Raw genomic sequence first — 23,806 nt, forward strand, 5'->3', positions numbered from 1 at the left:
CAGCCGGCGGTGCCGTACTCCCTCGGTGGCCCCTGCTCTCCGGTGGGCACAGCCCCGGGCGGGTGACCGTGCACGGCAGGCGCTACCCCTCAACAGTAGGCCGCGAAAGGCTTCCAGGGGCAGCGCTCTACAGCTCTTACCGAAGGCGAACCGACGACCCGTCACCATCTGCTATGCGCCGAACGGGTGACGCGGGCGGGCGGTACGAGACCGGGCCGACCCTTCTTCGCCCCTCTGCCCCGTTTCTTCCCCACCGGTGGCGCGCCACGCCGGGGCCGCGTATCGAAGTCGTCTCGATACGGCGAACAGCGGATGCCCGGGAGTGGCGCGCGGTCCGGGAGAGGCGGATCGGGCTGCTCCGCGGCGGCGGGCGGGCGGCTACTCCGGGGCCGCCGCCGGATCGGACGCCGCTTCCGCCCCGGCCGCCGCCCCCTGCCCCGCTGCCACCACCGGCTCCGGGACCGGCAGGGCCGCCTCGCGGGCCGCGTCCGGGCCGTGTTCCAGCAGGACGGCGAACCCGTCCTCGTCGAGCACGGGGACCTTCAGCTGCATGGCCTTGTCGTACTTGGAGCCGGGGTTGTCCCCGACGACCACGAACGCGGTCTTCTTCGACACCGAGCCGGTGACCTTCGCCCCCACGCTCTGGAGCGCCTCCTTCGCGCCGTCCCGGGTGTGGCCGGTGAGGGTGCCGGTGACGACGACGGTGAGCCCGGCGAGGGGGCGGGGGCCCTGCTCCTCGCCGGGGCCCTCGTCGGCCATCCGGACCCCGGCCTCGCGCCACTTGCGTACGATCTCGCGGTGCCAGTCCTCGGCGAACCACTGTTTGACGGAGGCGGCGATGGTGGGGCCGACGCCGTCGGCGTCGGCCAGCTCCTCCTCGGTGGCCTCGTCGATCCGGTCGATGGAGCGGAACTGGCGGGCCAGCTCCTGGGCGGCGACGGGCCCGACGTGGCGGATGGAGAGGCCGGTGAGGATCCGGGCCAGCGGGGCGTCCTTCGCCGCCGCGATGCCCTCCAGCATGGCGACCGCGTTCTTCTTCGGCTCGCCCTGCTGGTTGGCGAAGACCGTCGCGATCTTCTCCTCGCCGGTCTTCGGGTCGCGCTTGGGCAGCCCGCTGTCCTGGTCCAGGACGTACGCCCGGATCGGCAGCAGCTGCTCGACGGTGAGGTCGAACAGGTCGCTCTCGTCCTTCAGGACCGGCTCGGCGGGCTCCAGGGGCCGGGTGAGGGCGGCGGCGGCCACATAGCCGAAGTGGTCGATGTCCAGGCACTTGCGCCCGGCGAGGTAGAAAACCCGCTCGCGCAACTGGGCGGGGCACGTACGGGCGTTGGGGCAGCGGAGGTCGATGTCGGCCTCCTTCATCGGGCGCAGCTCCGTGCCGCACTCGGGGCAGTGCGTCGGCATCTCGAACGGCTTCTCGGTGCCGTCGCGCAGGTCGACCACGGGGCCGAGGATCTCCGGGATGACGTCGCCCGCCTTGCGCAGGACCACGGTGTCGCCGATCAGGACGCCCTTGGCCCTGACCACGTTCTGGTTGTGGAGGGTGGCGAACTCGACCTCGGAACCGGCCACTTCGACCGGCTCGACCTGCGCGTAGGGGGTGACACGGCCGGTGCGGCCGACACCGACGCGGATGTTGACCAGCTTGGTGTTGACCTCTTCGGGGGCGTACTTCCAGGCGATGGCCCAGCGGGGGGCGCGCGAAGTGGAGCCCAGCCGGCCCTGGAGCGGGATCTCGTCGAGCTTGACGACGACCCCGTCGATCTCGTGCTCCACGGAGTGCCGGTGGTCGCCGTAGTACGCGATGAACTCCCGTACGCCTTCGAGGGAGTCGACGACCTTGTTGTGCCGGGCGGTGGGCAGGCCCCAGGAGTGCAGGAGGTCGTACGCCCGGGAGAGGCGGTCGAGAGTGAGGCCCTCGTGGGCGCCGATGCCGTGGACCACCATGTGGAGGGGGCGGGTGGCGGTGACCTTCGGGTCCTTCTGGCGCAGCGAACCGGCCGCCGCGTTGCGCGGGTTGGCGAAGGGCTTGTCGTCGGCGGCCACCAGCCGGGCGTTCAGCTCCTCGAAGGCCTCCATGGGGAAGAAGACCTCGCCCCGGACCTCGACCAGCGCGGGGATGTCCTCGCCCTTCAGGCGGTGCGGGATCTCGGCGATCGTACGGACGTTGGGCGTGATGTCCTCGCCGGTGCGGCCGTCGCCCCGGGTCGCCGCCCGGGTCAGCCGGCCGTGCTCGTAGGTGAGGTTGACGGCGAGCCCGTCCACCTTCAGCTCGCACAGGAAGTGGTGGTCGGGCGTGCCGACGTCCTTGGCGACGCGCTCGGCCCAGGCGGCCAGGTCGTCGGCGTCGAAGGCGTTGTCCAGGGAGAGCATGCGCTCGCGGTGCTCGACGGAGGTGAACTCCGTGACATAGGGTCCCGCGACCTTCTGGGTCGGGGAGTCCGGGGTGCGGAGCTGGGGGTAGTCCTCCTCCAGTGCCTCCAGGGACCGCATCAGCCGGTCGAACTCGGCGTCGCTGACGACCGGCCGGTCCTTCACGTAGTACCGGAAGCGGTGCTCCTCGATCTGCTCGGCCAGCAGCGCGTGGGTCTCCCGCACGCCCGCCGGAACCGTGCTCTCCTGCTCCACCCGCTCTTCGCCCGCCATCGTCCTGTCCTCCTGTGTACCCGTCGTCCCCGTCACTCAGGGTTGTCCGCGAGCGACCTCGCCGCCCGGGCGGTGTGGGCGAGCGCGGTGCGGGCGTAGGCGGGCGACGCACCCGCGAGACCGCACGACGGGGTGACCGTGACGGACTCGGCGAGAGTCCCCGGATTCAGCCCCAGCCTGCTCCACAGCTTCCTGACCCCCATGACGCTACCGCCCGGGTCTGACAATGCCGTCGTTGCCGCGTCGGTGGAGGGCACCACGCCCAGGAACAGCTGGGTACCGCCTTCGACGGCTTCCCCGATCGCCTCCTCCTCACGCTCCGTGAGCAAGGAGAAGTCGAACGAGATTCCGTCCGCCCCGGCCCGGCGCAGCAGCGCGAACGGCACCTCGGGCGCGCAGGAGTGGACGATCGCCGTCCCTTCCTCGCCCACGGCGGCGAGGACGTCGCGCAGGGTCGACTCGACGACCTGGCGGTCGACGGCGCGGTAGGTGCGGTAGCCGCTGGCGGAGCGGATCCGGCCGCGCAGGACCGCGGTCAGGGAGGGCTCGTCGAGCTGGAGGACCACCTCCGCCCCGGGCATCCGGCGGCGCACCTCGGCGAGGTGGGCACGGAGCCCCTCGGCCAGCGAGCCGGCCAGGTCGCGGCAGGCCCCGGCGTCGGCCAGCATGGCTTCTCCGCCGCGCAGTTCGAAGGCGGCGGCCAGGGCCCACGGCCCGGCGGCCTGGACCTTGAGCAGCCCCTCGTACCCCTGGGTGAACTCCTCCAGGGCGTCCAGGTCCTCCCCCAGCCAGGAGCGGGCGCGGCGGGTGTCGCGGCCGGGCCGGTCGCTGACCCGCCAGCCGCTCGGCTCGACGTGTCCGTACAGTTCGACGAGCATGCCGATCGTCCGGCCGATCATGTCCGCGCCCGGGCCGCGCGCCGGCAGCTCCGCCAGGTGCGGCATGCCCTGGCCGTCGGCGAAGGAGCCGGTGACGGTCTTCGCCGCCTCCCTCGCGTCTCCCCCCGGCATGGACCCGATGCCGGTCGCCGGACACCCGCTGAACTTGTTCTTCTCGCTCACGCGGGAAGCCTACGGTCCTCCGGGCGCGCCCGGTGTACGCGGGGCACGCGGTCGGCGGACCGGGCGGGGCCCAGGGGGGCCGGACGGTCTCAGCGGCCGGGCTTCAGCGAGGGGGCCGACGGCCTCAGCGGCCCGGGCGGACCGTGAGGTCGTTGACCTCGGCGTCGCGCGGCAGGTCGATCGCCATGAGGATCGTGGTGGCCACCGACTCGGGGTCGATCCAGCGCTCGGCGTCGTACTCCTTGCCCTCCTGCTGGTGCACCTTGGCCTGCATGGGGCTGGCGGTGCGCCCGGGGTAGACGGAGGTGACCCGCACGCCGTTGCCGTGCTCCTCGTGGCGCAGCGAGTCCGCGAGCGCCTTGAGGCCGTGCTTGCTCGCGGCGTACGCGCTCCAGCCGGCGTGGGCGGCGAGCCCCGCACCGGAGTTCACGAAGAGGACGTGGCCCCGGGCGGCGCGGAGCTGCGGGATGAGGAGGCGGGTGATCTCGGCGGGGGCGATCAGGTTGGCGTTGAGCTGGAAGTGCCAGGCCTTCGGGGTCAGCTCACCTACCGTGCCCAGCTCGACGACGCCCGCGATGTGCAGCAGGGTGTCGATCCGCTCGGGCACGGCCTGCTGTCCGAACGCCCAGGAGAGCCGGTCGGGGTTCTGGAGGTCACCGACGAGCGTCCGCGCGCCCGGGTAGCGGTCGGCGAGCTCCTTGGCCCGGCCTGCGTCGCGGGCGAGCAGGACGAGCTCGTCGCCGCGCTCCAGAAGACGGCGGGTGACGGCGGCCCCGATGCCGGAACCGGCGCCGGTGATGAGATGAGTAGGCATGGGCCGATCCTAGGCGGAGCGGTGATCACTGGAGGCCGACGGACTCCTCCAGGAGCAGGGCCTTGCGCTCGGCGAGGTCGCGGGCGATCACCATCTCGTCGGCGTTCGTACGGGCCTTCGCGGCCAGGAAGTCCACCGAGACCCCGACAAGCCGCCCGCCTGCCGCCTGCCCCCGTCCGCGACGACCTTTATCAGGCCGCTCTCGGAACCGCCCCAGACCAGGGTGTGCCCGCCTCTGCCGAGCAGCTCGGCGAACTCCCGGGCGGGCACGGTGTAGCGGTCGTCGAGGTCGGCGGCGGAGAGGAAGACGCAGATGTTCGTGACTCCACCCACGCGTGAACGCGCGGGATTCCTGCGTCGGTGGCTAAGCCGCCGCACAGAGGACCAGCCCGGCCCTGTTGAGGACGTTCGTCGCGCCGACGTGGTCCGCATTCGCCGCGAACCCGCACGCCGTGCACTGGAATCTTTCCTGGGTGACGCGGTTCTCCTTCGCGGTGTGCCCGCAGTCGGGGCACGTGCGGGAGGTGTTGCGCGCGTCCACCGGGATCGTGAGGCGACCGGCACTCTCAGCCTTGTTCGCCAGAATTCCGAGGAACTGCGCCCAACCCGCGTCGAGGATGCTGCGGTTGAGGCCGGCCTTCGCGGCAGCACCGTTCGGCAGGAAGCCGCCGGGCTGCTCGGGGTCGGCCTTGGGTGCAGGTGCTCTGGTCATGCCCGCTGTGTTCAGTCGCTCGTGCGCGATCACGTCGTGGTGGGTGATCAGCGTTCGTGCGGTCTTGTGGTGGAAGTCCGCGCGTTGCCGCCGAATCCTGCCATGCAGTTCGGCGACCTTCCGGGCCGCCGCTCGGTGGCGCTTGGTGCGCTGCCGAGTCCGCTTCGGGAACGTCGCGAGGTGCCGCTGCGCTTCGGCAAGTTCGGCTGCCATCGCCCGGAGGAAGCGCGGGTTGGCGACATGTTCGCCGTCCGAGGTGGTGAAGAAGTGGGCGACGCCCATGTCGATACCGACCATCGCCCCGGTGGGCGGCAATTCCTCGGCGGGCACGTTGTCGCAGGCAAGGACGACGTACCAGCGGTTACCTTCGCGCTTCACACTGATCGTCTTGACGCGGCCCCGTGTAGGCCGGTGCTGGTGCACACGCACGTGCCCGACACCCTGGAGGCGTACACGGGTCTGACGGTCGTGCGGGGTGGAGTTCCAGCGGCAGCCGTCGCCATCCTTGGGGAAGGTGACGGTGTCGAAGTGCCCTGCGCCCTTGAAGCGGGGGTAGCCCGGGCTCTGCCCGGCCTTGACCCGGCGGAAGAACGCCTGGAATGCCTTGTCGAGACGGCGCAGGGTGGCCTGTTGGGAGGAGAACGACCAGCGGCCCTGCCGATCCGGGTCATATGCGCGGATGTCTTTGAGCTGGGCGGACTGGTCGCCGTACGTGATGCCTGTCTTCGAGCTGTGCCGGTAGGCGTCCCGGCGCTCCTGCAACGCGCTGTTGTACAGGGAGCAGTGGTCCCGCAGCATCCCGCCCAGCACGACCGCCTGACGGGCCGTGGGGCGCAGGAGGAACTTGTACGCGCGGATCACGAGCCGTCCCCCCTTCTTCCACGGGCGTTCCCGTTGGATGTTGATGTACTTCTCGACCGTCGGCGCGGATACCGCACCGACCGAGGCGGCGAAGTACGACGATGACCACAGGGTAGGCATCCGTGACTTCAGGTGCGGGAACTCCTCCGGCCAAGCACTGATGGAGCCACCGTACGACCCGCCTCGGACACTCCCCCGTTCCGGTGAGGATTCCGGTCAACGGGGGACTGGGGAAGATTCCGGGCCCGTACGCCGCTGAAAGAGGCATGACTTCCACCCGAGGACACCACATCATCGTCGAACCGGGCACCGAGCACGTCAGGGCGGTGCACGAAGGACAGGTGCTGGCCGAGAGCCGCCGCCCGCTCGTGCTGCGGGAGACGGGCTGCCCGGACCGCTACTACCTGCCGCCCGAGGACGTCCGTACGGAACTGCTCACCCCGTCACAGACCACCACCCACTGTCCGTTCAAGGGGGACGCCTCCTACTGGTCGCTGCCCGGCGCCGCCGATCTGGTCTGGGCCTACCCGGAGCCGAAGCCCGGAGTCGCCGCGATCAAGGACCACTTCTGCTTCTACGGGACGGAGGCCGTGACCGACTGACCCAGGGCCCGTGCCCCGCACCTCGGGAGGTCTTCTCAGCCGGGGCGACGAGTTCGCGACCCCGCCCCGGTCTCCCCTCCCATGGACAGGATTCTCTCCGCCGACGGGACGCCGATCACCGATTCAGGAACCGATCCAGTGCAGGCTTGCCCTGACGCCTCCGCCCCGCCCGAAGTACCGGAGGGCATTCTCGGCCGACGGCAGACTCATACGAACACCTCCCCCGTACGGAACCACCTCGGCCCGGTCTTCGAACGCCAGGCCCCAGGCCGCGACCCACCCGTCCTCCCGGTCGCCCACCTCCTGAACGACGGCGAAAAGCCGTGGCATGGACTCGGCCACCACCTCCGCCAGCAGGGCCGCATACTCGTCATGCCCCGGCAGGGACAACAACCCTGGTTCCGAACGGGCTTCCGTCGTCGTCGGCACCTCGGTCATGGGCCTCTCCTTACCTGTCGCCACACTTTTGTTAAGTATAAATTTTCACTCAACACGATGCCATAGCACGTTCGGGTGACATCCGGTCGGCCTCTGTCGGGCAAGTTCCGGCGTGATCACACACCGGGAGGACGCAGGCGCTACCGTCGATTCCGATTCATGAGCAGAGCCCAGGAGGCAGAGCAGTGACCGATACGTCCAGCCCCACCGTCTGGCGGCGCTGGCTCGCCTTCGAACTCACCCGGCTACGCCGGGAAGCCAGCCTTGAACAGAAGGACGTTGCCAAGGCGCTGCGATGCACGGTCGCCAAGGTCTCGTACTACGAGACCGCCGACCGGCCTGTCGTGGTCAAAGATCTCGATGAAGTGCTGCTCCCTCTCTACAACGTCCCGGAGGATCGCTGGCCGGCCTACCTTCGCGCAGCCAAGGACGCGCGGAAGAAGGGCTGGTGGGAGACGTACGGCGGGCCATCCATTCCCAGTTGGTTCTCGCTCTTCGTCGGGCTGGAGCAGGGCGCTTCACAGATCCGCGCGTACGAGAGCGAGGCAGTCCCCGGCCTTCTCCAGACCCGCGCCTACACCGACGCCATCACCCGCCGCGGAACAGCCGAACGCGCAGAAGACGAGATCGAGCGTCAGATCAAGCTGCGTCTGACGCGGCAGGACGCCCTCAACCGCGTCTCCAACCCGCTTCGCCTGTGGGTCGTGCTCAATGAAGCAGTACTCCGCCGGGTCGTCGGCAGCCCAGCCATCATGAGGGACCAGCTCCTGCGCATGGCCGAGATGGCACGCCATCCGAAAATCACCGTCCAGGTCCTCCCCTTCTCCCACGGCGCACACCCCGGCATGGCCGCAGGACCGTTCCAGATCCTCGGCTTCCCGTGGCCCACGGATCCTGGCGTGGCCTACGTTGAACACCGCGCGGGAGCCGTCTACCTCGAAGCTCCCCACGAGATCGAGGCGTATACGGTGGCCTTCGAGCATCTGGTGGCACTCGCCCTGAGTCCGGACGAGTCAGTCAAGATGGTGCGCGACATCGCCGAGGAGTACACATGACCACCCCTGAGCCCGCCCCCCACCAAGCCGAACTCGACTCCGCCCACTGGCGCAAGTCCAGTTTCAGCGGTGACCAGGGTGCCTGCGTAGAGGCCGCCCCCTTGCGAGATGGCCGCATTGCCGTACGCAATAGCAACCACCCAGGAGCGGGAACCGTAATCTTCACCCGCACCGAGGTGGATGCCTGGCTCAAGGGCGTCAAAGCAGGCGAGTTCGACGACCTCGGATCTCACGGGTAGCAGGACGCCGTTGCCCGCTGACCTGAGTCCGGCTCCCCTTCACGTGAGTCATCCGGCCAGGGGCGCGCATCGGCCCTATGGACCGGGGCCTTTCACAAGGCCCCGGTCGCGGGCTCAGGCCCCCGCCGCCACCCGCTCGCGGCGGACCGTCGTCGCGATGGTGGCCGAGCCGACCACGCGGGTGCCGTCGTAGAGGACGACGGCCTGGCCGGGGGCCACGCCCCGGACCGGCTCGGTGAAGGCGACGTGCAGCTCGGAGCCGTCCACCAGTTCGGCCGTCACCTCGCACTCGCCGCCGTGGGCGCGGAGCTGGGCGGTGTACGTTCCCGGACCGGACGGGGGCGTTCCGCACCAGCGCGGCTTGATCGCGGTCAGGGACGTCACGTCCAGGGCCTCGACGGGGCCGACGGTGACGGTGTTGTTCACCGGGGAGATGTCGAGCACGTAGCGCGGCTTGCCGTCGGGGGCGGGGTGGCCGATCCTCAGGCCCTTGCGCTGGCCGATGGTGAAGCCGAACGCGCCGTCGTGGGTGCCCAGCTTCGTACCGGACTCGTCCAGGATGTCGCCCTCGGCCGGTCCGCCGAGGCGCTCGGCCAGGAAGCCCTGGGTGTCGCCGTCCGCGATGAAGCAGATGTCGTGGCTGTCGGGCTTCTTGGCGACGGCGAGGCCCCGGCGCTCGGCCTCGGCGCGGATCTCGTCCTTGGTGGTGAGGGTGTCACCGAGCGGGAACATCGCGTGGGCGAGCTGCTTCTCGTCCAGGACGCCGAGCACGTAGCTCTGGTCCTTGGCCATGTCGGAGGCGCGGTGCAGCTCGCGGCTGCCGTCCTGCGCGAGCACGACCGTGGCGTAGTGGCCGGTGCAGACGGCGTCGAAGCCGAGGGCGAGCGCCTTGTCGAGCAGCGCGGCGAACTTGATCTTCTCGTTGCAGCGCAGGCAGGGGTTGGGCGTGCGCCCGGCCTCGTACTCCGCGACGAAGTCCTCCACCACGTCCTCACGGAAGCGTTCCGCCAGGTCCCAGACGTAGAACGGGATGCCGATCACGTCGGCCGCGCGGCGGGCGTCCCGGGAGTCCTCGATGGTGCAGCAGCCACGCGCCCCGGTCCGGAAGGACTGGGGGTTGGCGGAGAGGGCGAGGTGGACACCGGTCACGTCGTGGCCCGCCTCGACGGCTCGGGCGGCGGCGACGGCGGAGTCCACGCCGCCCGACATCGCGGCGAGGACACGCAGGGGGCGCTGGGGAGTCTGAGTCATAGCCCCTCCAGGGTACGGGTCGCCGGGAACCGAACGCTCGCGGATATGCGTTGACGACCACATGGGGAACAACGGGAGCACCCGGGCGTCGCGGAAGCCGTCGGGCAGATCGTCGCGGAAGAAGTCCGGCGGCGGCGTCAGCCGGCGTGCGCTGCTGATCGGCGGCGGTGCGGTGGTGGCGGCGGGCACCGCCGCCGTCCTCACGCGCGAGGAGATGAAGCGGGCGTGGTGGCGGATACCGGGCGTGGAGAAGCCCCGCAGGCCCGGTGAGCTGGATTACGCGGGCGCCACCTGGGTCGCCGCCTCCGAGGCGAACTGGCGGCGGGCGAACCGGCCGGACGACTTCCGGGTCGACCGCGTGATCATCCATGTCACCCAGGGCAGCTTCGACAGCGCGGTGCGGGTCTTCCAGGACCCCTCCCACCGGGCCGCGACGCACTACATCGTGGGCCAGGACGGCCGGGTGGTGCAGATGATCCGTGAGCTGGACGTGGCGTACCAGGCGGGCAACCGGTCGTTCAACGAGCGGGCGGTCGGCATCGAGCACGAGGGGTTCGTGGACCGGCCCGGGGACCTCACGAAGGAGATGTACGAGTCGTCGGCGCGGCTCACGGCGTCGATCTGCGCGCGGTACGGCATCCCCATCGACCGCGAGCACATCATCGGGCACGTGGAGGTGCCCGGCACCGATCACACGGACCCCGGGCCGCACTGGGACTGGGACCGCTATCTGAAGCTGGTGCGGCGGGCGGCGACGGCACCACCGACGCCGACACCTTCGGCTTCCGCGTCGGCGCAGGCCCAGTAGCGGCCGTCAGCTCAGCCCGGCCGTCCGCGCCCGCTCCACCGCCGGGCCGATCGCCTGGGCCAGCGCCTTCACCTCGTCCTCGGTGGAGGTGTGGCCGAGCGAGAAGCGCAGGGTGCCCCGGGCCAGTTCCGGGTCGGTGCCGGTGGCCAGGAGGACGTGGCTGGGCTGCGCGATCCCGGCGGTGCAGGCGGATCCGGTGGAGCACTCGATGCCCTGGGCGTCCAGCAGGAGCAGGAGCGAGTCGCCCTCGCAGCCGGGGAAGCTGAAGTGCGCGTTGGCCGGGAGCCGCCCGGCCGGGTCCGGGTCGCCGCCGAGGACGGCGTCCGGGACCGCGTGGCGCACGGCGGCCACGAGGTCGTCGCGGAGTGCGCCGACGCGCCGGGCGAAGTGCTCGCGCCCCTCGGCGGCCAGCCGCCCGGCCACCGCGAAAGAGGCGATGGCGGGCACATCGAGGGTGCCGGAGCGGACGTGCCGCTCCTGGCCGCCGCCGTGCAGCACGGGTACGGGGGTGTGGTCGCGGCCCAGCAGCAGCGCGCCGATGCCGAACGGGCCGCCGATCTTGTGGCCGCTCACCGTCATCGCGGCCAGCCCGGAGGCGGCGAAGTCGACCTCCAGCTGGCCGAAGGCCTGCACGGCGTCGGCGTGCATCGGGATCCCGAACTCGGCGGCAACCGAAGCCAGTTCCCGTACCGGCATGATCGTGCCGATCTCGTTGTTGGCCCACATCACGGTGATCATCGCGATGTCGTCGGGGTCGCGGAGGATCGCCTCGCGCAGGTCTTCGGGGTGCACCCGGCCGTAGCGGTCGACGGGGAGATAGTCGACGGTCGCGCCCTCGTGCTCGGCGAGCCAGTCGACGGCGTCCAGAACGGCGTGGTGTTCGACGGGGCCGGCGAGGACCCGGGTGCGGCGGGGGTCGGCGTCGCGGCGGGACCAGTAGAGGCCCTTGACCGCGAGGTTGTCGGCCTCCGTGCCGCCGGAGGTGAACACCACCTCGCTGGGACGTGCGCCGAGGGCGTCGGCGAGGGTTTCTCTGGACTCCTCGACGGTACGGCGGGCCCTGCGGCCGACCGCGTGCAGCGAGGACGCGTTGCCGGTGAGGGAGAGCTGGGCGGTCATCGCCTCGATCGCTTCGGGAAGCATCGGCGTGGTCGCGGCGTGGTCGAGGTAGGCCATGGTGGGGCCGATTCTACGAGCCCGGGGCGGGGCGCATGGCGGGGCGTCTCGCGGAGCGGCGGCCGCGCACGGGCGCACGGGGGTGCGGCGGACCCGCCCGGCGTCCGGTCCGGAGCCCGATCCGGACCGGGGTGGCGGCTCGGAGCGCCGCGTCAGCCGGCCAGGTCCCAGGCGACCGTGCCGTTGACGGTGACCAGGACGGCCAGGACGACCAGGTCCGCGACGCCCAGGGCGAGGCCGAGCCGGGCGCGGCCGGGGCGGCGGGTGCGGCGGGCCAGGGCCAGCAGCGCCATCACGATCGCGGTGGGGCCGAGCAGCAGGTTGAAGACCAGCAGCCCGACGAGGCCGAGGACGAAGGAGGCGACGGCGAGCCCGTCCGCCTCCCGGCCGGTGGTCCGGCGCGGAGCGGAACCGGGGGTCTTCCCCGGTGCCGCGCCGGGGTCGTCGGTGTTCTTGTCGATGACGTCGTCCGTACGGCGGGCGCGGTCGATGAGGGTGGGGGTCACGGTGCGAGCTCCTTCGGGTCGGTCCGGACGGGGTGGGCTCGGCTGGGGCTGCGGGTGCGGGTGCGGATCAGCAGGTACGGATGGCGCGTACGGGCACGGGTACGCGGGTCAGCGGGCACGGCGTTCGCGTACGGCGAAGATCAGCAGCCAGCAGCCGATCACGCTCGCGGCGGCCAGGGAGACCGGAACCGGAAGCTGGGCGACCGCCCCGAGGGCGATGCCCAGGAGCAACAGCGCGGCGACGAGGACGAGCACGGCGGAACCTCTCTGTGCGACGACGAATGCCGTTCGGAGTACGAGTGTTCACTGACTTGCCAGCCTAAACCTGTGACCCCTTCCTCGACTCGGAGAACGGTTGTTTACTGAATGGCATGAGTCACACCGCCGGAATTCGCCAGACCCGGAAGCTGAGGACCCGCCAGGCCCTGCTGGACGCCGCGCTCGGGCTGCTGGAGCACCAGAGCCTGAGCAGCCTGGGGCTCCGGGAGGTCACCCGGGCCGCCGGGGTCACCCCCACCGCCTTCTACCGGCACTTCGAGGGCACCGCCGCTCTCGGGGTGGCCCTGGTGGAGGAGACGCTGGGCAGCCTGCACGGGCTGATCGCCGCGGTGCTCATGGAGACGGGCGACAGCGAGGAGCGGGTGGAGCGCAGCGTGGAGGCGATAGCGCGCCATGTCGCGGCGCAGCCCGCCCACTTCCGCTTCATCGCCCGGGAGCAGCACGGCGGGGTGGGCCCGGTCCGCGAGGCCATCGCGGCGCAGTTGTTCCGGTTCGCGGAGGAGGTGGCGGCGGCGCTCGGCGAGGAGCCGGGGGCGGCGGGGTGGAGCGAGGAGGATCTGCTGATGCTGGGCGGGTTCTACGTGGACCACATGGTCATGACCGCCTCGGCCCTGCTGGAGGCCGGCCCGGAGCGCGAGCGGGAGGTGGTCCGGCGGACCAGGCGGCGGCTGCGGCTGGTGTCGATCGGCCGCGCCCACTGGCTCGACGAGGCGCCCGCGCCGGACTGAGAGCGGCGCACCCGCCCGGAACCGCCCGCGGCGGGCGGACGCCCGGGACCGACAGCGCAACCCGCCCGGCACCCGGCAGCGGCACGCATGGGCGCCCGGCGCCCGGCGGCAGCGGCCCGCCCGGGAGGCCCCGGACGGGTGTGGAGGCCGCTCCCGTACGTCCGTACGGTCTACTTCGTGCGCGGAGCCTTCGCCAGCTGGCGGGACTGGGCCACGAGGCGGTCGGCGCTGTCCCAGACCTCGGCGTCCTCCTCCAGGAACCCGCCCGCGAGGTTGCGGGTGGTGATGGCGACGCGCAGCGGGCCCGGGGCGGGGCGGCAGCGGATGTGCGTGGTCAGCTCGACGGTCGGCGTCCAGCCGGTCAGGCCCAGCTCGAACGAGGTCGGCGGCAGCGCGTCCACGGTGAGCAGCAGGGAGAGCGGGTCGGGGTCGCGGCCGTCCGCGAGGCCGAACCAGCCGCGCATCTCGCCCTTGCCGGACGGGGCGCCGACCGCCCAGCCGACCGTGGCCGGGTCCAGCCGGATGTCCAGGCGCCCGGTGATGGCGGAGCTGCCGGGGATGGGGGCGTCGCCGTCGGCCGGGCCGAGGCAGTGCTCGCGGGCGGGCATGACGGGCGGCAGGGCCGTGGTGCGGACGTCGTCGGGGAGCGCGTCCAGGTCGCCGTAGGTGGCCAGGACCCGGATGCGCTCGACCTCACTGCCGTCCTCGGCGTACTGGAAGAGGGAGGCCTGGCCGGTGGAGAGGGTCCGGCCGGTACGGACGGCCTGGGTCCGGATCACGGCGGGGCCGGGGACCGAGGCGGTGAGGTAGTGGGCCGAGACCGAGAACGGGTCGGGGTGCGGCAGGGCCTCACCCAGCGCGCGGCCGATGAGGGCCAGCAGATAGCCGCCGTTGACGGCCTGGATGATGGTCCAGCCCGCGGAGAGGGTCGCGTCGTAGACGCCTTCCTCGCGCAGGGTGACCGCGGTGTCCCGGTCGAACTCGCTGTCGCCGATGGTTGCCGGGGCGGTCTGCGCCGCCTCTGTCGCTGCCTGTGCCATGGCATGCACCGTACACGGAACACATTACTAAGCGGTAGCTTTTTGCGGGACCCGTTCCCACCGCACCTCTTCACGGCACCCGCTCACCGGCCCGCGCCTCCTACGCCTCCTCCGCCCGCGCCGAGGACCGGTTGTACGCGCGCGGCGCCCGCCAGTGGAAGCGCAGGGCCAGCAGTCGCAGCGTGAAGGCGGCGATCACCGCCAGGCCGCTGGTCAGGGCGTTGAGCGCGTCGAAGCGGATGCACAGGACGACCATGGTCGCGCCGACGATCGCGGGCACCGCGTACAGGTCGCGGTCCCAGCGCAGCAGCGAGGGCACCTCGTTGGCCAGGACATCGCGCAGCACGCCGCCGCCGACCGCCGTGGCCAGGCCCAGCGCCGCCGACGCGGTGAGCCCGAGGCCGTACTCGTACGCCTTGACCGTGCCGGCCACACAGAACAGGCCGAGGCCCGCCGCGTCGAAGACGTTGACCCCGGCCTGGATGCGCTCCACGTGCGGGTGGAGGAAGAAGACCAGACCGGCGGCGAAGAGCGGGGTGATGAAGTAGCCGAGGTCGGTGAAGGCGGCGGGCGGGACGGCGCCGATCATCACGTCACGGAACAGCCCTCCGCCCAGCGCTGTCACCTCGGCGAGAACGGCGATGCCGAAGACATCGAAGTTCTTGCGTACGGCGAGCAGGGCGCCCGAGATCGCGAAGACGAAGATCCCGGCGAGGTCGAGCGCATGCTGGACGGAGGGCGTGAACAGTTCGGTGAGCACCGGACAATTGTGCCGGTCCTACTCGGCGGCTCCGTCCTTCCCGGCTACGGCGCCCTTCGCCGGTGCGGCCTCCTTGGCCGGTGCGGCCTCCTTGGCCGGTACGGCGACGGGCGCGTCGGCCTGGCCCGGCACCTGGGCGGGCCCCTCCGGAGCGTCACCCTCCGAGACCTCCACCGCCTCGGCCGCGACCGCCTCCGTGGCGACGACCGCCTCGATCCCGGTGGCCAGGGTCTGCTTGACCGTCCCGGCCTCGATCTCGGCCGTGAAGTGGCAGGCGACCCGGTGGCCGTCTCCGGTGTCGAGCAGCGGCGGGCGCTCGGTGGCGCACTTGGTCTCCTGCACCCACGGGCAGCGGGTGTGGAAGCGGCAGCCGGCCGGCGGGTTGGCCGGGGAGGGCAGGTCGCCGTGGAGCAGGATGCGCTCGCGGCGGTCCTCCACCTCCGGGTCGGGCACCGGGACGGCCGACATCAGCGCCTTGGTGTACGGGTGCCGGGGCCCCGCGTACAGCGCGTCGCTCGGCGCCTCCTCGACCAGCCCGCCCAGGTACATCACCCCGATGACGTCCGAGATGTGCCGGACGACGGCGAGGTCGTGGGCGATCACCAGATAGGTGAGGCCCAGCGACTCCTGGAGCTCCTCCAGCAGGTTGATCACCTGCGCCTGGACCGAGACGTCGAGCGCGGAGACGGGCTCGTCGCAGATGATGACGTCCGGTTCCAGGACCAGTGCGCGGGCGATGCCGATGCGCTGGCGCTGGCCGCCGGAGAACTCGTGCGGGTAGCGGGAGAGCGCGTTGGCCGGAAGACCGACCCTGGCGAGGATCTCCTTGATCTTCTCCCGGCGCTCGGCCTGGTCCTTGCCGATGTTGTGGGCGGCCATGCCCTCGGAGAGGATCGACTCGATGTTCTGCCGGGGGTTGAGGCTGCCCAGCGGGTCCTGGAAGACCATCTGGAGGCGGCGGCGGAAGTTCCGCATCTCCTCGGCGGGCAGCTTCGCGAGGTCGGTGCCGTCGAAGACGACGGCGCCCTCGGTGATGTCGTTCAACCGCAGCACCGCACGGCCGAGCGTCGTCTTGCCGCACCCCGACTCACCGACCAGGCCGTAGGTCTGGCCCGCCTCCACGCTGAGCGAGACACCGTCGACGGCGTAGACGTGGCCCACCGTACGGTCGAAGAAGAGGCCCTTCTTCACCGGGAAGTGGACTTTGACGCCGTCCAGTTCGAGCAGACTCATGCCGGGACCTCCGCGGTGGGCAGGACCGGGTTGACGCAGCGGACCCGGTGTCCGGCCGCGCGTGGTTCGGTCAGTTCGGGGGTGCCGGTCAGGCACTCCATCGTGTAGTGGTCGCAACGGGGTGCGAAGGCGCAGCCGTCGGCCCAGGCGATTTTGTCGTTGATGGAGCCGCGGATCGGGTTGAGCGGCTCACCACGGGGCGCGTCGAGCCGCGGGATGGAGCCGAGCAGCCCGTGCGCGTACGGGTGGGTGGGGTGGGCGAACAGCTCGCGGCGGCCCGCCGACTCCACGGCCCGGCCCGCGTAGAGGACGTTGACCTCGTCGCAGAGGCCGGCCACCACGCCCAGGTCGTGGGTGATCATCAGCAGGGCGGTGCCCTCCTGGTCGACCAGTTCCTTGAGCAGCTCCAGGATCTGCGCCTGGATGGTGACGTCCAGCGCCGTGGTCGGCTCGTCCGCGATCAGCAGGCGGGGCGCGCAGGCCACCGCCATGGCGATCAGCGCGCGCTGGCGCATGCCGCCGGAGAGCTGGTGCGGGTACTCCTTGAGCCGCCGGTCCGGGTCGGGGATGCCGACCCGGTCGAGCAGGGACACCGCTTCCCTGCGGGCCTTCTCGCCCCTGAGGCCGCGGTGGCGCCGGAGGATCTCGGTGACCTGGATGCCGATGGGGACGACCGGGTTCAGCGAGGAGAGCGGGTCCTGGAAGATCATCGCGAGCTGGCTGCCGCGCATGTCGCGGAGCTTCCGCTCGCCGAGGGTCAGCAGGTCCTGTCCGTCGAACGCGGCCCGCCCCCCGATCCGTACGCCCTTGCGCGGCAGCAGCCCCATCAGGGCCAGCGAGGTGACGGACTTGCCGCACCCCGACTCGCCCACCAGGCCCACGACCTGGCCCTGGTCGACGTCGAAGGAGACGCCGTCCACGGCCGTGGCGTCCTTGCGGCCGCGCGCGGTGAAGGTGACGCTGAGTTCTTCAACTGAGAGCAGTGGCATGGGACTTCAGCCTCGCAGCTTCGGGTCGAGGGCTTCGCGCATGGCCTCGCCGAGCAGGGTGAAGCCGAGTGCCGTGATGATGATGCCGATGGCCGGATAGGCGGCCATCATCGGCTCGTTGTCGAAGAAGCGCTGTGCCTGGGAGAGCATCACGCCCCATTCGGGAACGGCCGGGTCGGGGTTGCCGAGCCCCAGGTAGGAGAGGGCCGCCGCCTCGATGATCGCGGTGGCCAGGCTCAGCGTCGCCTGGACGATCACCGGGCTGAGCGAGTTCGGCAGGATCTGGGTCAGCACGATCCGCTTGCGCCGGATGCCGACCGCCTTCGCGGCGAGCACGTAGTCCGCGCCGCCCTGCACCAGCATCGAACCGCGCAGCAGGCGGGCGAAGATGGGGATCTGGACGACACCGACGGCGATCATCACGGTGGTCAGCGACTGTCCGAGCACGGCGGCGATGGAGACGGCCAGCAGCAGGGACGGCAGCGACAGCATGATGTCGGTGATGCGCATGATCACGGTGTCGACGCGCTTGCCGATCCTGCCGCCGAGGGTGGCGGCCGCGCCGGAGAGGATGCCGACCGTGGCACCGACGATCAGGCCGATGAGCATGGAGACCACACCGACCAGGAGCGTCTGCCGGGCCCCGACGAGCCAGCGGGAGAACATGTCGCGGCCCAGGTGGTCCAGGCCGAACCAGTTCTCGCCGCGCATGCCCACGAACTTGCCCTGGTTGGGGAAGACTTCGGCGCGCCAGTTCTGGGCGGTGGGGCCGTGCGGGGCCAGCATCGGCCCGACGACGGCCACGACCACGAACGCGGCGATGATGGCCGCGCCGATGATGGCCATCTTGCTGGACCGCATCCGGCGGAACGCCTCGCGCCACAGGCTGCTGCCCGAGACGGACTCGGAGCTCTGGGTCAGCTCGGCGAGACGGTCGATCTTGTCTGCTTTGTTGGTCAGAATCGTCACGTCAGTGCACCCGCACTCTCGGGTCGATGATGCTGTACGCGAGGTCGACCAGCAGGTTGATCAGCACGTACACCATCGCGATGAAGAGAATGAACCCGACGAGGACCGGGTAGTCGCGGCCGTCGATCGCGGTACGGATGAAGGAGCCGATGCCGCCGAAGTCGAAGACGGACTCGGTGAGCACCGCACCGGAGAGCAGGCTGCCGGTCAGCAGGCCGACCGCGGTGATCACCGGCAGCAGCGCGTTGCGCAGCACATGGCGGCCGCGGACGACGTGCTTGTCCAGGCCCTTGGACTCGGCCGTGCGGATGTAGTCCTCGCCGAGCACCTCCAGGACGCTGGCGCGGGTCATCCGGACGATGACGGCGAGCGGAATCGAGGCGAGCGCGAGGGCGGGCAGGACCAGATGCATGATCGCGTCCCAGCTCGCGTCGAACTCGCCGGTCAACAGCCCGTCCAGGACGGCGAATCCGGTGACGTCGGTGGCGTTGAGGCCGGTGGTGAGCCGCCCCTGGCTCGGGAACCAGCCCAGTTGGACGGAGAAGATCCCGCGCAGCAGCATGGCGAGGAAGAAGACCGGGATGCAGATGCCGAGCAGCGACCCGGAGACGGACGCGACGTCCAGCCAGCCGCCGCGCCGCTTCGCCGCCAGATACCCCATCGGGATGCCCACGGCGACGGCGATCAGGATCGCGGCCACGCTCAGCTCCACGGTGGCCGGGAAGCGGAGGGCGAATTCGTCCCACACCGGCTGCCCGGTCTGGGTGGAGGTTCCGAGGTCGAGCTCGAAGATGCGCTTCAGGAAGCGCCAGTACTGGACGTGCACCGGCTCGTCGAGCCCGAGTGCACGGTTGATCCTCGCCACTTCGGCTTCGGTGGCCCGCTCGCCCAGGATCGCCGATGCGGGTCCGCCGGGCAGTCGGTTCAGCCAGAGGAACAGCAGGACCGACAGGCCGAGCAGGGTGGGAATGAGCTGGAGAAGTCTTCTGACGACGAGTCGCAGCACCCCGCATGCCCCTTTCTCACGTGCGTCGATGCGGGTCCGCCCGGCCACCTGGTAACTGTGGCCGGGCGGACCCGCTGGTGTGCGATTACTTGAAGGAGACCTCGGCGAAGTTCTCCTGTGTCAGCGGGGAGACCTTCGGCGGGTTGACGTTCTTGGCGAACGCGATCGCCGGCGGGGACGACGAGATCGGCACGCCCGGGACGTACTCCATGATCGCCTCGTTGGCCTTCTTGTAGGCATCGGTGCGACCGGCGGTGTCGGCGATCTGGGAGGCCGCGTTCACGACCTCGAAGAGCTTCTTGTCCTTGAAGCCCCACTGGGCGTCGTGCTTGGAGAACCAGGTGCCGATGAAGTTGAAGCCGTCGTTGAAGTCACCGGTCCAACCCAGCAGGTGCAGGGAGCAGGAGCCGGACTGCACGGCGTCCAGGTAGTCCGGGGCCCACTTCATGGCCTTCGGCTTGACGGTGATGCCGGCCTTCTCCAGGTCGGCCTTCATCAGCTCGAAGAGGTCCTGCGGGGCGGGCATGTAGGGGCGGGTAACCTCGGTCGGGTAGCAGAAGTCGACGGTCAGCTTCTCCTCACCGGCCTGCTTGAGGAGGTCCTTCGACTTGGCGGTGTCGAACGGGTACGTCTTCACCTTGTCCGAGTACCCGGCGACCGTGTCGGGCATGAACTGGGTCGCCGCCTTGCCGCCCTCGGGCAGCTGGGTCTTGACGAGGTTCTCGCGGTCGATGGCGTGCGAGATGGCCTGCCGGACCTCCAGCTTCTCCAGCGCCGGGTTGGCCGACTGGGTCATGCCGACGTAGAAGATGTTGAAGACGTCACGGGTCGGGACCTCGAAGCCCTGCTTCTCCAGCGTGGTCACATCGGCGGGCGAGACCAGGTCGTACCCGTCGATGTCACCGGCCTGGAGGGCCTGGCGGCGGGTCTCCTCGGTGGAGATGGTGCGGAAGACCAGGTTCTTCACCTTGGCCTTGTCGCCCCAGTAGCCGTCGAAGCGCTCCAGGGAGACTTCCTTGTTCCCCTTGTTCCACTTGGTGATCCTGTACGGGCCGGTACCGGCGACCGTGCCGGCCTCCTGGCTGTACTTGGGGTACGTGATCGCGTCACCCTTGGCGGTCGCGTCCTGCTTCGCGTACTCCTGGATCGCCTTGGGCGAGTGGATCGCGAGCGCCTGGAGGGAGAAGCCGCCGGGCAGGTTCGCCGTGGTCTCGTTGACCTCGATGACGGCCGTGTTCTCGTCCTTGGCGGTGCAGGACTTGTAGTTCGCCTTGGGCGCCTCGGCGTCCTCGTTCGTCGCGAACCCGCCCATGATCTTCTGCCAGTAGTACGAGACCGCGCTGGACTGGTACGTACCCTTCCAGTTGAACCAGTGGTCGTAGTTCGCGCAGACCGCGGCGGCGTTGAGCGCCTCACCGTCGTGGAACTTCACGCCCTGGCGCAGGTTGAACGTCCAGACCTTGCCGGCCGCGTCGCTCTCCCACTTCTCGGCGAGGCCGCCGACCAGCTTGCTGCCACCGGGCTCGTGCTCCAGCAGCGCTTCGAACGCCTGACGGGTGACGCGGAACGTCTCGCCGTCGCTCGCGAGGGCCGGGTCGAGGGAGCCGGGGTCACCGGAGCCGGCGAAGACGAAGGTGTCCTTGTCGCCCCCCTTGGAGCCGCCCTCGTCCCGCTCGCTCGAACAGCCCGTGGCGATCAGACCGACAGCGACCGCTGTCGTGATCGCCCGGACAGCCCGGGACTTGAATATGCGCATGGGTCCACCCCTGGTTCGCCATGTGGTGAGGTTGATGGCCGCACACTACAGACGGGGTACACCGCAAGAGAACAGTCCGGATAGCGGTGAGACCTAGTCGAGACCCGGACAGTTAACAAACCGTCCAGTTCCGGGACATCCCTCCGTGGGGAGTTAACAGGCCGGACATCTGGGGGTGTTCGGCGGTGCGGGGATGCCGGGCGGACCGGCCGGAGCGGGAGGCCGCGCAGGTCAGCGGCGGCGTCCCCCGGGGTGGCGGGGACGGTCAGCGGTGGCGCTGGGGCGGGTAGCCGTACCCGGGGGCGGGGGCCGGCGGCGGGCCCGCCGGGGCGTGCGGCTCACGGTCGTAGAACGGCCGGGCGTTGGCACGCAGCCACATCGCGACCGGGTCGTACTCGTCCGACATGGCGACGGTGGAGACGGGCAACCCGTCGGGGACCGCGCCGATGGACTGCCGCATCATCGTGCGCACCGCGTCGACGGAGGCCCGCCCGGAGTCGTACAGGTCGAGCCCGATCGCGAGATACGGGACACCCACCGCGGGGTGCACCCAGGCGCGGCGCAGCGAGCGGACGGCGGGGGTGCGGTGGGCGTTCTGGGTGAGCTGGGCGTAGAACTGCGGCAGCTCCACAGCGGGTTCGGTCAGCCGGAGCGGTCCGGCGGGGAGCCGGTCCAGGCCGGTGGAGATCCGGCGCAGGTCGAGCCAGGGGATGCCGACGCCGCCGCCGGGAGCGTGCGGATTGAGCCAGAGGCCCCAGCGGTCGGGGAAGAGCGTGCGGGCGATGTCCCGGCCGGAGAGCACCTCGTGGGCGCGGGTCCAGCCGCTGGCGGACAGCTCCTGGGCGGAGGTGACGCAGGGGGCGTACCCCAGGCCGTCGACCTCCATGGAGCCGTACTGCGCGTCCGGGGAGCCGGCCGTGCCGTGCCAGAGCAGCACCCAGACCCGGCCGTCGGCGAGGGCCGCGAGCAACTCCTCGTAGGCGTCGTAACGCCCGGGACCGACCTGGCGCAGCATGTGCTCGACCTTGCCGGCCGCCGCGGTGCCTGACGCACTCACCCTGGTCCCGCCCCTCATCGTTGTGTCCGACTCGCGCCGACGCTCCCGGGCACACGGGAGCGGCCCCGCCATCAAACCAGCTTATGCGCCACTTATGACACCGGCTTGACGCCATGGTCGGCCGGTGCCCGCCGGGCCGCTTCTCCGCACGCGCCTGTCGGCGGCTTGCGGCGCCGGTCCGTTCAGGGGCCTTCGCGGCGGTAGAAGGGACGTACCTTCTCGCGCATCCAGTCGCCCACCAGGTCGTCGGTCACATCCAGCAGCACCAGGTTCACCGGCCAGGGAACCTCGATGCGGCCGAGCGCCCGCCCCAGGGCGTCCATCGGGGCGCTGCCCGTACCGTCCCAGGCCGCGCACTCGACGCCGACGAAGAGGACGGGGTCGCCGCCCTCGATGCTGGCGAGCGCCCGGCGGGCGGTGGAGACCACGCCGGTGGCCTCGAACTCGGCGGAGACGGCGGTGAGGAAGTCGACCGGGTCGTGCTGCCAGTCCGGCTCGAACAGCCGTACGCGGCCCCCGGTGGCGGGGCCGTCCAGGGCGGTGCGCCCGGCCCGGCAGAGGTCGGCGACGGCGGGCGGGGGGATCGGTATGCCGACCGCGCCGCCCGGGTTCACCGCGATGCCGACCTGCGGGGGCAGCCCCCGGGCGAAGTCGCGGGCGGGCGCCACGGCGAAGGACATATGGCTGCCGACGCAGCTGAGGAACTGGCCCTCGGAGCTGAAGACCGGGACGTAGGCGGCGCCCTCGATGTCCATCATCGGCAGGTCCAGGTCGGCGCTGGCGGGCGAGCCCCCGTCGGGCAGCGGCACCCAGACCGAGCTGCGGCCGAGCACCTCCACGAGGCGGGCACCCGCGTCGGGGACGCCGAGGGAGGCGGCCAGCACCTCTTCCAGCTCGTTGGCGGGCCATGGGTGCGGGGGATGCGCCGGGGCCGGTGCCGGAATGTCCACTTCCTCTGTGCCTCTCTCCGCTGTCGTCGCTCGGCGCTGTCGTCGCCCGGCCAGAACCTTAACCGGCGCAGGCGGCCGGGGCCTCGCGGTCGGTGAAGGAGATCCGGCTCAGCGCGCTCGCGGCCGCCCGGTCCAGCAGGACCGCCGAACCGCAGCCGACGGGGAGCGCGCCCTGTTCGGCGGCGCGGATCAGCCGGGCCACCGCGCGCCGGTGGCGGGCGAAGGCGTAGCCGGAGACGCCCCGGCCGCGCTGCCGCTGGCCCTGGCGGGCGGTGGCGGGGTCCACGTCGAGGAGGATCAGACGGAGGAGGCGGCCCCGGCGGGCGGCGTGCCGGGCGAGCCAGCTCCGGACCCAGGCCTGCGTACCGCAGTCGTGGACGACGAGGGACTCGCCGGAGCGCAGGGCGGCCCGCAGCCCGAGGTAGTGGGCGGCGCGGACCAGGGGGCGGTAGAGGGCGTAGGGGAGTAAGGGGGGCAGGGCGGCGGCCCAGCGGTCGCGGGCGTCCTGGGAGTCGATCGCACGGCCGGTCACGGCCTGCCGGATCAGGGTGGACTTGCCGCCGCCGGGGAGCCCGGAGACGACGACGATGTCCCCGGTGGCGAAGTCGAGGCTGTACGGGGCGTGGCCGGTGCGCCCGCGCAGATCCTGTACCACCGGCGCGGGCACAGGCGCGGTGATCAGCTCACCCGCGCCCGCACCGGGCTGAGCGCACGCCTGCGGTGCGGGTGCGCCGGGCGGTACGCGCACCCCCGGCGCCGGCACGCCGGGCGGTAGGCACACCTCCGGGGCTGGTGCGCCTGGCTGTGCGGGCATCGCGCCGTGCGCGACCCCGGCCGGTACCGACCGCTGCAACGCCATCGCCCATCCCC

The 23,806-nt window shown here is 71.2% G+C and carries 24 protein-coding genes and 1 pseudogene; 5 read left to right on the top strand and 20 right to left on the bottom strand.

Annotated features, from left to right (window positions below; all coding sequences use genetic code 11):
- Positions 1–378 precede the first annotated feature (378 nt).
- From ligA to AC0682_RS04240, 5 genes and pseudogenes are all read right to left on the bottom strand, one after another.
- Positions 379–2,646, bottom strand: coding sequence for an NAD-dependent DNA ligase LigA (gene ligA, locus AC0682_RS04220; RefSeq protein ID WP_478530838.1), 2,268 nt, complete (start codon positions 2,644–2,646; stop codon positions 379–381).
- Between the two features lie 32 nt (positions 2,647–2,678).
- Positions 2,679–3,707: a methionine synthase gene (locus tag AC0682_RS04225; protein WP_478530839.1), complete on the bottom strand. Its 1,029-nt coding sequence runs from the start codon at positions 3,705–3,707 to the stop codon at positions 2,679–2,681.
- 124 nt (positions 3,708–3,831) lie between these two features.
- Positions 3,832–4,521 carry an SDR family oxidoreductase gene (locus AC0682_RS04230; protein WP_478530840.1) on the bottom strand — a complete coding sequence of 230 codons (690 nt, stop codon included), beginning with the start codon at positions 4,519–4,521 and terminating at the stop codon, positions 3,832–3,834.
- Positions 4,522–4,561: 40 nt separating this feature from the next.
- A pseudogene (locus tag AC0682_RS04235) lies at positions 4,562–4,854 on the bottom strand (LOG family protein); the annotation flags it as partial.
- A 31-nt stretch (positions 4,855–4,885) separates the two neighbouring features.
- Positions 4,886–6,256 (bottom strand): RNA-guided endonuclease InsQ/TnpB family protein, encoded by a 1,371-nt coding sequence (locus AC0682_RS04240; RefSeq protein WP_478531097.1) that lies wholly within the window; start codon positions 6,254–6,256, stop codon positions 4,886–4,888.
- A gap of 104 nt (positions 6,257–6,360) precedes the next feature.
- Here AC0682_RS04240 and AC0682_RS04245 point away from each other — a divergent pair, with 104 nt between their 5' ends.
- Positions 6,361–6,696, top strand: a complete 336-nt coding sequence (locus tag AC0682_RS04245; protein WP_478530841.1) for a DUF427 domain-containing protein — start codon at positions 6,361–6,363, stop codon at positions 6,694–6,696.
- Positions 6,697–6,819: 123 nt separating this feature from the next.
- On the opposite strand, the gene AC0682_RS04250 is transcribed toward AC0682_RS04245, so the two are convergent.
- Positions 6,820–7,134, bottom strand: coding sequence for a hypothetical protein (locus tag AC0682_RS04250; RefSeq protein ID WP_478530842.1), 315 nt, complete (start codon positions 7,132–7,134; stop codon positions 6,820–6,822).
- Positions 7,135–7,319: 185 nt separating this feature from the next.
- Between AC0682_RS04250 and AC0682_RS04255 the strand changes: the two genes are divergently transcribed.
- Together AC0682_RS04255 and AC0682_RS04260 are read left to right on the top strand one after the other, a co-directional pair.
- Positions 7,320–8,189 (top strand): helix-turn-helix domain-containing protein, encoded by an 870-nt coding sequence (locus AC0682_RS04255; protein ID WP_478530843.1) that lies wholly within the window; start codon positions 7,320–7,322, stop codon positions 8,187–8,189.
- Positions 8,186–8,428 (top strand): DUF397 domain-containing protein, encoded by a 243-nt coding sequence (locus tag AC0682_RS04260; RefSeq protein ID WP_478530844.1) that lies wholly within the window; start codon positions 8,186–8,188, stop codon positions 8,426–8,428. Before AC0682_RS04255 ends, AC0682_RS04260 begins: the two co-directional genes overlap by 4 nt.
- 114 nt (positions 8,429–8,542) lie before the next feature.
- On the opposite strand, the gene mnmA is transcribed toward AC0682_RS04260, so the two are convergent.
- A complete protein-coding gene (mnmA, locus tag AC0682_RS04265; protein WP_478530845.1) occupies positions 8,543–9,679 on the bottom strand; it encodes a tRNA 2-thiouridine(34) synthase MnmA in 1,137 nt (378 codons plus the stop codon).
- A 61-nt stretch (positions 9,680–9,740) separates the two neighbouring features.
- On the opposite strand from mnmA, the gene AC0682_RS04270 reads away from it, so the two are divergent.
- On the top strand, positions 9,741–10,487 hold the full coding sequence (locus tag AC0682_RS04270; RefSeq protein WP_478530846.1) for an N-acetylmuramoyl-L-alanine amidase: 747 nt from the start codon (positions 9,741–9,743) through the stop codon (positions 10,485–10,487).
- A 6-nt stretch (positions 10,488–10,493) separates the two neighbouring features.
- On the opposite strand, the gene AC0682_RS04275 is transcribed toward AC0682_RS04270, so the two are convergent.
- The 3 genes from AC0682_RS04275 to AC0682_RS04285 form a co-directional block, all read right to left on the bottom strand.
- Complete coding sequence (locus AC0682_RS04275; protein ID WP_478530847.1) at positions 10,494–11,663, bottom strand: cysteine desulfurase family protein; 1,170 nt, start codon at positions 11,661–11,663, stop codon at positions 10,494–10,496.
- Positions 11,664–11,815: 152 nt separating this feature from the next.
- Positions 11,816–12,169: a hypothetical protein gene (locus AC0682_RS04280; RefSeq protein ID WP_478530848.1), complete on the bottom strand. Its 354-nt coding sequence runs from the start codon at positions 12,167–12,169 to the stop codon at positions 11,816–11,818.
- A gap of 108 nt (positions 12,170–12,277) precedes the next feature.
- Positions 12,278–12,424 (bottom strand): hypothetical protein, encoded by a 147-nt coding sequence (locus AC0682_RS04285; protein WP_478530849.1) that lies wholly within the window; start codon positions 12,422–12,424, stop codon positions 12,278–12,280.
- 116 nt (positions 12,425–12,540) lie between these two features.
- Between AC0682_RS04285 and AC0682_RS04290 the strand changes: the two genes are divergently transcribed.
- Positions 12,541–13,176: a TetR family transcriptional regulator gene (locus AC0682_RS04290; protein WP_478530850.1), complete on the top strand. Its 636-nt coding sequence runs from the start codon at positions 12,541–12,543 to the stop codon at positions 13,174–13,176.
- Between the two features lie 170 nt (positions 13,177–13,346).
- Here AC0682_RS04290 and AC0682_RS04295 read toward each other — a convergent pair whose 3' ends face one another.
- The 10 genes from AC0682_RS04295 to AC0682_RS04340 all read right to left on the bottom strand — a co-directional run bounded on the left by AC0682_RS04295 (position 13,347) and on the right by AC0682_RS04340 (position 23,795).
- A complete protein-coding gene (locus AC0682_RS04295; protein ID WP_478530851.1) occupies positions 13,347–14,216 on the bottom strand; it encodes a thioesterase family protein in 870 nt (289 codons plus the stop codon).
- Between the two features lie 100 nt (positions 14,217–14,316).
- Positions 14,317–14,976, bottom strand: a complete 660-nt coding sequence (locus tag AC0682_RS04300; protein ID WP_478530852.1) for a trimeric intracellular cation channel family protein — start codon at positions 14,974–14,976, stop codon at positions 14,317–14,319.
- Between the two features lie 18 nt (positions 14,977–14,994).
- Entirely contained in the window at positions 14,995–16,209 is a 1,215-nt protein-coding gene (locus tag AC0682_RS04305) for an ABC transporter ATP-binding protein (protein ID WP_478530853.1), read from the bottom strand.
- Positions 16,206–17,198: an ABC transporter ATP-binding protein gene (locus tag AC0682_RS04310; protein ID WP_478530854.1), complete on the bottom strand. Its 993-nt coding sequence runs from the start codon at positions 17,196–17,198 to the stop codon at positions 16,206–16,208. Before AC0682_RS04310 ends, AC0682_RS04305 begins: the two co-directional genes overlap by 4 nt.
- A gap of 6 nt (positions 17,199–17,204) precedes the next feature.
- Positions 17,205–18,167 (bottom strand): ABC transporter permease, encoded by a 963-nt coding sequence (locus AC0682_RS04315; protein WP_478530855.1) that lies wholly within the window; start codon positions 18,165–18,167, stop codon positions 17,205–17,207.
- 1 nt (position 18,168) lies between these two features.
- Positions 18,169–19,173 carry an ABC transporter permease gene (locus AC0682_RS04320; protein ID WP_478530856.1) on the bottom strand — a complete coding sequence of 335 codons (1,005 nt, stop codon included), beginning with the start codon at positions 19,171–19,173 and terminating at the stop codon, positions 18,169–18,171.
- A gap of 85 nt (positions 19,174–19,258) precedes the next feature.
- Positions 19,259–20,929, bottom strand: a complete 1,671-nt coding sequence (locus AC0682_RS04325) for an ABC transporter substrate-binding protein (RefSeq protein ID WP_478530857.1) — start codon at positions 20,927–20,929, stop codon at positions 19,259–19,261.
- 265 nt (positions 20,930–21,194) lie between these two features.
- Positions 21,195–21,986 (bottom strand): enhanced serine sensitivity protein SseB C-terminal domain-containing protein, encoded by a 792-nt coding sequence (locus tag AC0682_RS04330; protein WP_478530858.1) that lies wholly within the window; start codon positions 21,984–21,986, stop codon positions 21,195–21,197.
- A 182-nt stretch (positions 21,987–22,168) separates the two neighbouring features.
- Entirely contained in the window at positions 22,169–22,936 is a 768-nt protein-coding gene (locus AC0682_RS04335; protein ID WP_478530859.1) for an enhanced serine sensitivity protein SseB, read from the bottom strand.
- A gap of 58 nt (positions 22,937–22,994) precedes the next feature.
- Complete coding sequence (locus tag AC0682_RS04340) at positions 22,995–23,795, bottom strand: AAA family ATPase (RefSeq protein WP_478530860.1); 801 nt, start codon at positions 23,793–23,795, stop codon at positions 22,995–22,997.
- Positions 23,796–23,806: the final 11 nt, after the last annotated feature.

The organism is Streptomyces sp. NPDC043746 (assembly GCF_056436485.1).